A 7,734-nucleotide genomic window follows, 5' to 3' on the forward strand; every position below is an offset into this window, starting at 1 on the left:
GCCCGCCCCTTCACCCCACCGGCGGCCTCCGGCGGCCGGCCGTACGCGGAGCCGCTGTCGTACCGGCCCGCAGGGCCCGACCGCGGGGGCCCACAGCGCGGGCCCACAGCGCGGGCCCACAGCGCGGGCCCACAGCGCGGGCCCACCGGGGGGACAGGCACAGGGAGCGGCTCGGCGGCGGCCGTTCACGCTTCCTCGGCATCGGTGCAGAGGACACAGGCGTCGTACGGGCCGAGAACCGGACCGGCTCGCCCTTGACGGTCCGAAACGGCCGGACGCCCCGTCTGCCTGCCGCGTACGGCGGTGCAGCCCGCGTATGGCGGGCAGACGGGGCGTTCGGTGGCCGGGGCGCCACCCCGGGGCGCCGCGGGCTCGGGGCCGGGACTCGGGGTCCGAGGCGGCGCCCCGGCCCCCGGGCGGGGCGCTCAGACGGCCTCGGTGTTCACGCCGCCTCGGTGTTCACGCGGCCCGGGTGTTCACGCGGCTTGGGTGTTCACGCGAGCTTTGCGCTCAGGGTGATGGTCGTGCCCGTCAGGGCCTGGCTGACCGGGCAGTTCTTCTTGGCGTCCTCGGCCGCGGCCTGGAAGCCCGCCTCGTCCAGCCCGGGGACCTCGCCCTCCACCGTCAGGTGGATGCCGGTGATGCCCTCGCCCGGCTGGAAGGTGACGTCCGCCTTCGTCTCCAGGCGGGTCGGCGGGGTGCCCTTGCCGGCCAGGCCGTGGGACAGGGCCATCGAGAAGCAGCTGGAGTGCGCGGCCGCGATCAGCTCTTCCGGGCTGGTCTTGCCGTTCGCCGCCTCCGCGCGGGAGGGCCAGGAGACGTCGTACGACCCGATGCCCGAGGAGTCGAGGGTGACGACACCCTTGCCCTCCAGCAGGTTGCCTTCCCAGACGGTGTGTGCGTGACGGGTGGTGGCCATGTTCGCTGGTGTCCCTTCGCAGGAAAGTGAGGAAAGGCCGGTCCGCCCGAAAGCGGCCCGGCGCCCCCAAACCTACTGGGAGACCAGGGGTTTCGCGTCGCGTGCCAGGGCCGTGAGCCGGGATATGGCGCGGAAGTACTTCTTGCGGTAGCCGCCGTTCAGCATGTCGTCACTGAACAGCCTGTCGAACGGGACACCCGAGGCGAGCACCGGTATCTCGCGGTCGTACAGCCGGTCCGCGAGCACGACGAGCCGCAGCGCGGTCGACTGGTCCGGCACGGGGACCACATCGGTGAGGCAGACCGCGGTGATGCCGTCGGTGAGGGCGCCGTACCGGCTGGGGTGCACCTTGGCCAGGTGGTCGAGGAGCCCGGGGAAGTCGTCGAGGCTCGCCCCCTCGGTGGCGTACGCGGCCTTCGTCACCTGCTCGTCCGAGAACGGCGCCGGAGCCTCCGGCAGCCCGCGGTGGCGGTAGTCCTGGCCGTCGATGCGCAGCGGCCGGAAGTGCGCGGAGAGCCCCTGGATCTCGCGCAGGAAGTCCACGGCCGCGAAGCGGCCCTCGCCGAGCTTGCCGGGCAGCGTGTTGGAGGTGGCGGCCAGCGCCACGCCCCGCTCGACGAGCCGGCTGAGGAGGGAGGAGACGAGCACGGTGTCACCCGGGTCGTCCAGCTCGAACTCGTCGATGCACAGCAGCCGGTGTCCGCCGAGGGTGTTCACGGTCTGCTGGAAGCCGAGGGCGCCGACGAGGTTGGTCAGCTCCACGAAGGTGCCGAAGGCCTTCAGGGCGGGCTCGGCCGGGGTGGCGTGCCAGAGGGAGGCCAGCAGGTGGGTCTTGCCGACGCCGTAGCCGCCGTCGAGGTACACGCCGCGCGGGGCGGTGGGGGCCGCGGCCTTCGGGGCGCGGGAGAACCAGCGCCGCCTGCCGGAGCCGGTGGCGTGCGCGCCGCCCAGCCCGGCGGCGAAGCCGCTGAGGACGGTGACCGCCTCGGCCTGGCTCGGCTGGGTGGAGTCCGGCACGTACGTGTTGAAGCGCACCGAGTCGAACCGCGGCGGCGGCACCATCTCGGCCACCAGCCGCTCGGCGGGCACCCGGGGCTCGCGGGCGCACAGGGACTGCGGGCCCGCGTCGGATATCAGGTGTCGCCCGTGGGTGGAACCGGAAGCGGAGAGTGATGTCGGCACAGCTCCTCACTGTACGCGGCGTGGCAGACTGCACCGATGCGACGCCTGTTCCCTGTGACCGATCAGACATCCCGCCCCGCAGGCCCCGGCTCGGGGGACCGCCCCGCGGACGCCCGCCCCGCGGACTCCGAAGACCGCGAGTGGTCGCCGGACGAGCTGGCGGAGGCCTACGCGTACCCCGACACCGGGCCGGACGGCCACTGGCTGCGGGCGAACATGGTGTCGACCCTGGACGGCGCCGCCCAGCACGAGGGCCGCTCACAGCCGATCTCCAGCGACACCGACATGCGGATCTTCGGCACCCTGCGGGCGCTGGCAGATGTGGTGATCGCCGGCGCGGAAACGGTTCGCCAGGAGGGCTACCGCCCGGCCCGGGCGCGGGAGGCCTTCGCGGCCCGGCGCGCGGCCGCCGGGCAGGGGCCCGCGCCCGCCATCGCGGTGGTCACGGCGGGGGCGGACCTGGACTACTCGCTGCCCCTGTTCACCTCCCCGCTGGTGCCGACCCTGCTGGTCACCGGCGCCGGCGCCCCGGCCGGCAAGGTGGCCGAGGCGGCCAGGGCCGGGGCCGAGATCGTCGTGGCCGGGGACGGGGCCGCGGTGGACCCGGCCCGCGTGGTGCGGGAGCTCGCGGCCCGCGGGCTGCGCCGCCAGCTCACCGAGGGCGGGCCCCGGCTGCTGGGCCAGTTCGTGGCCGCCGACGTGCTCGACGAGCTGTGCCTGACGATCTCCCCGATGCTCACGGCGGGTGACGCCCAGCGGATCGCCGGAGGCCCCGGGGTGGCCGTGCCGCACCGGCTCGCGCCGGCCTCCGTGCTGGAGGAGGCCGGGTTCCTCTTCACGAGCTACCGTCGGATCTGACAAAAGCGGAATTCCTCGTTCCGCCTAGCTTCCGCTGGGCACATATATCTGCGCACGCCCCGTGCGAGAGCGGGGCAGGATGGTTTCCGCAGGGCGCGGCCGCCCGGCCGCGGCCCATGGAGGAGAGGGCGTCCGTGTTCACGAGCGTTTTGATGATCGAGCAGCCGCTGACCGCCGTCGACGCGGACTTCGTCACCACCCTGCACGGGGACGACCCGGTCTCCTTCATCGTGCTCATGCAGCCCAGGGGCGACCAGGACCGGCTGCTGCGCGCCATCGACGACGTCGCCCTCGGCGAGCTGCCGGAGGCGCTGCGCGAGGCCGACATCCCCGAGGGCGACGCCGCGCTCGGCCCCGCCGAGCAGGCCCTCGCCCACTCCCTGGAGGTCCTGCGGAGAAAGGGGGCCCAGGCCGTCGGGGAGATCGTCCAGCACCACCCGCTCGACAAACTGCGCGAGGTCGTCGAGGGCTCGAAGGCCGACGAAGTGATCGTTCTGACCGCCCCGCACTTCGTCGAGGAGTTCTTCCACCGGGACTGGGCCTCCCGCGCCCGCCACAAGGTCGGGGTTCCCGTGCTCAAGCTCTTCGCCCACAACGAATAGGCTGGCGTCCGACACACGCGTCGAGCCCCTCGGGCCGGCCCGCACCGCGGGCCGTCCGGCGGACCGCTCGGCACGCACGTACAGCCCGTACCGCCCGACCCGCACCTTGGGGAGCCCCGATATGACGCCGCCGCCCGGCCTGCCGAACGCCATGGAACGCCCGCACTTCATCGGCATCGGCGGCGCCGGGATGTCCGGCATCGCGAAGATCCTCGCCCAGCGCGGCGCCCGGGTCGCCGGCAGCGACGCCCGCGACTCCGACACCGCACAGGCGCTGCGCGCACACGGCGCCACCGTCCACATCGGGCACGCCGCCGGCCACCTCGCCGACGACGCCACCTGCGTGGTCGTCTCCAGCGCGATCCGCGCCGACAACCCCGAGCTGGCCCGCGCCGCCGAACTCGGCATCCCCGTCGTGCACCGCTCCGACGCCCTCGCCGCCCTGATGGACGGCCTCCGGCCGATCGCCGTCGCCGGCACCCACGGCAAGACCACCACCACCTCGATGCTGGCGGTGTCCCTGTCGGCGCTCGGCCTCGACCCCTCGTACGCCATCGGCGGCGACCTCGACGCCCCGGGCTCCAACGCCCACCACGGCACCGGCGACATCTTCGTGGCCGAGGCGGACGAGAGCGACCGCAGCTTCCACAAGTACACCCCGCAGGTCGCGATCATCCTGAACGCGGAGCTCGACCACCACGCGAACTACGCGTCGATGGACGAGATCTACGAGTCCTTCGAGACCTTCGTCGGCAAGATCGTGCCCGGCGGCACCCTGGTCGTCGCCCACGGCCAGGCCGGCGCGGCCGAGATCGCCGACCGCGTCAGCGGCACCCCCGGGCTGACCGTCACCACGTACGGTGAGGAAGAGGGCGCAGACGTCCGGATCCAGAAGATCACCCCCCGCGGCCTGACCAGCGAGGTCTCCGTCGTGATCGACGGCCGCGAGATCGTCTTCACCGTCTCCGTCCCCGGGCGCCACTACGCGCACAACGCCGTCGCCGCCCTCGCCGCCGGTGTGGCCCTCGGCATCCCCGCCGACGACCTGGCCTCCGCCCTCGGCAAGTACACCGGCGTCAAGCGCCGCCTCCAGCTCAAGGGCGAGGCCGCCGGCGTGCAGGTCATCGACTCCTACGCACACCACCCCACCGAGATGACCGCCGACCTGGAGGCCATCCGGGGCGCCGCCGGGGACTCCCGGATCCTGGTCGTCTTCCAGCCGCACCTGTTCTCGCGCACCCAGGAGCTGGGCAAGGAGATGGGCCAGTCCCTCGCCCTCGCCGACTCCGCGGTGGTCCTGGACATCTACCCCGCCCGTGAGGACCCGATCCCGGGCGTCACCAGCGAGATCATCATCGCGGCCGCGCGGGCGGCCGGCGCCGACGTCACCGCCGAGCACGACAAGGCCGCCGTCGCCGAGGTCATCGCGGGAATGGCGAAGCCCGGTGATCTCGTTCTGACGATGGGCGCGGGAGACGTCACGGACCTCGGTCCGGCGATCCTGGCCCGCCTGTCCGGCTGACCGAGGCGCCGGACACGAGGGACCCGAGGGACACAGGGAGAGGGAGCGGAAGAGCCATGGCGTACGAGGTCGAGAAGACGGACGAGCAGTGGCAGACGGAGCTGACGCCGTCCGAGTACCAGGTGCTGCGCCTGGCGGGCACCGAGCCGGCGTTCCGCGGTGAGTACACCGACACCAAGACGCCCGGCATCTACAGCTGCCGCGGCTGCGGCGCCGAGCTCTTCCGCTCCACCGAGAAGTTCGAGTCGCACTGCGGCTGGCCGAGCTTCTACGACCCGAAGGACTCGGACGCGGTCGAACTGCGGGCGGACACCTCGCACGGCATGGTCCGCACGGAGGTCCTCTGCGCCCGCTGCGGCTCCCACCTGGGCCACGTCTTCGAGGGCGAGGGCTACCCGACCCCCACGGACCAGCGCTACTGCATCAACTCGATCTCCCTGCGCCTGGCCCCGGACTCCACCGAGGGCTGACGTCCGCGCCTTCCGGACACCGGGGGCTGCCGTTCCGCCACCGGCCAACGGGCCGGTGCGGAACAGGAGTTCGTCACGGAGTGTGGAGGCGTTGGCCACGGTCGGCTCGTAGACTGGCCGGTGCCGGGGGGAGGCAAGGACCCTGGCCCGTGCGGCATACGTCGCGCCACGACGCGCCACGAGGTGAACGAGCCATCCTGTACCTGATCATCGCCTGCGACGTACTCTTCTGGGTCCTGCTCGCGGCCGGACTCGCCGCCCGCTACGCCAAGGGACGGAGACGCCTCGGCGGCGCGCTCCTGCTGTGCGTCCCCCTGATCGACGTCGTGCTGCTGGCGGCCACCGTCCTCAGCCTCCGGGACGGGGCCGAGCCGAGCATCTGGCACGGGCTCTCCGCCGCCTACCTGGGCTTCACCGTGGCCTTCGGACACGACACCCTGCGCTGGGCCGACGCCAGGTTCGCCCGGCGGTTCGGCGGTGCCGCCGCCGAGGAGCCCCGGCCCGTCCTGTACGGCCGGGCCCGCGTCCGCCAGGAGTGGCGCTCCTGGCTCCGCTTCCTCCTGGCGTACGCGGTCGGCTGCGCGCTGCTGCTCGGCATGGTGTGGCTCGTCGGCGGCCCGGAGCGCGGAGCCCTCCTCCTCGTCTGGCTGAATCCGCTCACCAAGATCCTGCTGTACAGCCTCGTCTGGCCGGTCATCGTGACGATCCGGCCCGGCCGCGCCCCGGCCTGACCAGAAACCGGGGCTCCGCGCCGGACCCCGGTGCGTTCAGGCGCCGCGCGGGCCGGGGGTGCGCAGGGTTGCCAGGTAGCCGTCCAGGGTGTGGTGCGGGGTCCAGCCCCGGGAGTGGGCGCGGGTCAGGTCCAGGACGACGGAGTGGGCCAGCTGGTCCACCGCGTACCGGCTCAGCAGCGGTTCGGCGCCGCGGGCCAGGGCTTCCGCCGCGCGGGCGGCCGCACGGGCCAGGCCCGGCGGGAGGTGCCGGATGCGGGCCGTGATGCCGTGGGCGGCCAGCACCCGGCGTACGGTCGCATCGCGCGCGTACGGCTCCGCGTCGGCCACGTTGTACGCGCCCGGCGTCCAGTCGGCGGCCGCGAGCGCCGCGTCGGCCAGGTTCTCCACCGCCGTCAGGCTGAGCAGGACGTCCGGGCCCGGGAGGAACAGCGTCCCCGCCCGCACCCGGGACACGATGCGGGGCAGTAGCGTCGTGTCCCCCGGCCCGTAGACGGCCCGCGGCCGGAGCACCACAGCTCCCGCAGCGAGGGCGAGCGCCTCGCCCTCCGCCTTGGTCCGCCCGTACGCGTTCAGCTGCCCGTCGCGCGGGTGGTCCTCGCCGACCAGGCTGCGGTCCGGGCGCGGGTCGTACACGCTCGCACTGCTCACCCACACCACCGGCCGGCCGCCGGCGGCCGCCAGCAGCCGCTCGGTGCCGCCGACGTTGACCGCGTGCATCTCCCTCTCCGCTGGCGAGCCGGGCGCCGGGTCGCCGACCGCGGCCGCGCAGTGCACGACGAGGTCCGCCCCGGAGAGGTCCGGCAGTTCGCGGGCGGCGTCCCAGAACCGGTGCTCCCCGACGGGGCCGGGCCTGCGGCCCAGGCACACCACCTCCGCCCCGCGCGCGGCGGCCGCCCGGGCCACGTGCCCTCCGCAGAAGCCGCTCGCCCCCGTGACCGCGATCCGGATCACGCGCCCGCCGCCTTCACCGTGAGGACCCGCCAGCCGGGCAGGGCCGCCCGCCGGTCCACCCGGGCCCGGACGACCCGCGGCCGGTACGGGGCCAGCGCCGCCAGGACGTCGGCCAGCTGGGCCCGGGCCAGCCGGGCGCCGGGGCAGGCGTGGGGGCCGGCGCCGAACACCAGGTGGGCGTCGGCCGGCGCGGCCGGATCCAGGGCGTCGGGGTCGCGCCGGTGCGCCGCGGCGGCATGCCGGGCGACCAGCAGCAGCCGGTCGCCCCCGCGGACCGGGCAGCCGCCGACGCTCCCGTCCACGGCGGCCACCCGTGGCAGCACCGGCGAAGCCGTGGTCACCCGCAGCAACTCGTCCGCCAGCCGGGGCAGCAGCACCGGGTCGGCGGCCTGCTCCCACAGCCCGGCGTCGGCACACCAGGCCACGGCCCGGGGCAGCGCGGCCACCGTGGTGTTGACGGCAGCCACGGCCACCATCGCCCCCAGTGCCCCCGCCA

General features: G+C 74.4%; 9 protein-coding genes. 5 read left to right on the forward strand and 4 right to left on the reverse strand.

Annotated features, from left to right (window positions below; all coding sequences use genetic code 11):
- Positions 1 to 493 precede the first annotated feature (493 nt).
- Both HYE82_RS31125 and zapE read right to left on the reverse strand, forming a co-directional pair.
- A complete protein-coding gene (locus tag HYE82_RS31125) occupies positions 494 to 919 on the reverse strand; it encodes an OsmC family protein (RefSeq protein WP_179177542.1) in 426 nt (141 codons plus the stop codon).
- A 72-nt stretch (positions 920 to 991) separates the two neighbouring features.
- Positions 992 to 2,101 (reverse strand): cell division protein ZapE, encoded by a 1,110-nt coding sequence (gene zapE / locus HYE82_RS31130; RefSeq protein WP_179177543.1) that lies wholly within the window; start codon positions 2,099 to 2,101, stop codon positions 992 to 994.
- 36 nt (positions 2,102 to 2,137) lie between these two features.
- Here zapE and HYE82_RS31135 point away from each other — a divergent pair, with 36 nt between their 5' ends.
- From HYE82_RS31135 to HYE82_RS31155, 5 genes are all read left to right on the forward strand, one after another.
- Positions 2,138 to 2,959 carry a pyrimidine reductase family protein gene (locus tag HYE82_RS31135; RefSeq protein ID WP_179177544.1) on the forward strand — a complete coding sequence of 274 codons (822 nt, stop codon included), beginning with the start codon at positions 2,138 to 2,140 and terminating at the stop codon, positions 2,957 to 2,959.
- Between the two features lie 134 nt (positions 2,960 to 3,093).
- The gene (locus HYE82_RS31140) at positions 3,094 to 3,561 is read left to right on the forward strand and encodes an indole-3-glycerol phosphate synthase (RefSeq protein WP_179177545.1); all 468 of its coding nucleotides are present in this window, start codon (positions 3,094 to 3,096) and stop codon (positions 3,559 to 3,561) included.
- 121 nt (positions 3,562 to 3,682) lie between these two features.
- Complete coding sequence (gene murC, locus HYE82_RS31145; RefSeq protein WP_179177546.1) at positions 3,683 to 5,083, forward strand: UDP-N-acetylmuramate--L-alanine ligase; 1,401 nt, start codon at positions 3,683 to 3,685, stop codon at positions 5,081 to 5,083.
- A gap of 56 nt (positions 5,084 to 5,139) precedes the next feature.
- On the forward strand, positions 5,140 to 5,553 hold the full coding sequence (gene msrB / locus HYE82_RS31150) for a peptide-methionine (R)-S-oxide reductase MsrB (protein WP_179177547.1): 414 nt from the start codon (positions 5,140 to 5,142) through the stop codon (positions 5,551 to 5,553).
- Positions 5,554 to 5,702: 149 nt separating this feature from the next.
- Entirely contained in the window at positions 5,703 to 6,284 is a 582-nt protein-coding gene (locus HYE82_RS31155) for a hypothetical protein (RefSeq protein WP_218783266.1), read from the forward strand.
- 36 nt (positions 6,285 to 6,320) lie between these two features.
- Here the strand turns inward: HYE82_RS31155 and HYE82_RS31160 are convergent, their stop codons facing one another.
- Positions 6,321 to 7,238: an NAD(P)-dependent oxidoreductase gene (locus tag HYE82_RS31160; RefSeq protein WP_179177548.1), complete on the reverse strand. Its 918-nt coding sequence runs from the start codon at positions 7,236 to 7,238 to the stop codon at positions 6,321 to 6,323.
- Positions 7,235 to 7,734, reverse strand: a 500-nt coding sequence (locus HYE82_RS31165; protein ID WP_179177549.1) for a cytochrome P450, incomplete at its 5' end; no start/stop codon positions are given. The genes HYE82_RS31165 and HYE82_RS31160, both read right to left, overlap by 4 nt.

It is taken from the genome of Streptomyces sp. BR123 (assembly GCF_013401435.1).
In the GTDB taxonomy this organism is placed as follows: domain Bacteria; phylum Actinomycetota; class Actinomycetes; order Streptomycetales; family Streptomycetaceae; genus Streptomyces.

Excerpts from the sequence above, each read along its gene's own strand:
- HYE82_RS31125 (WP_179177542.1), bottom strand. The coding sequence starts at position 919 with ATGGCCACCACCCGTCACGCACACACCGTCTGGGAAGGCAACCTGCTG.
- HYE82_RS31135 (WP_179177544.1), top strand. The coding sequence starts at position 2,138 with ATGCGACGCCTGTTCCCTGTGACCGATCAGACATCCCGCCCCGCAGGC.
- murC (WP_179177546.1), top strand. The coding sequence starts at position 3,683 with ATGACGCCGCCGCCCGGCCTGCCGAACGCCATGGAACGCCCGCACTTC.
- msrB (WP_179177547.1), top strand. The coding sequence starts at position 5,140 with ATGGCGTACGAGGTCGAGAAGACGGACGAGCAGTGGCAGACGGAGCTG.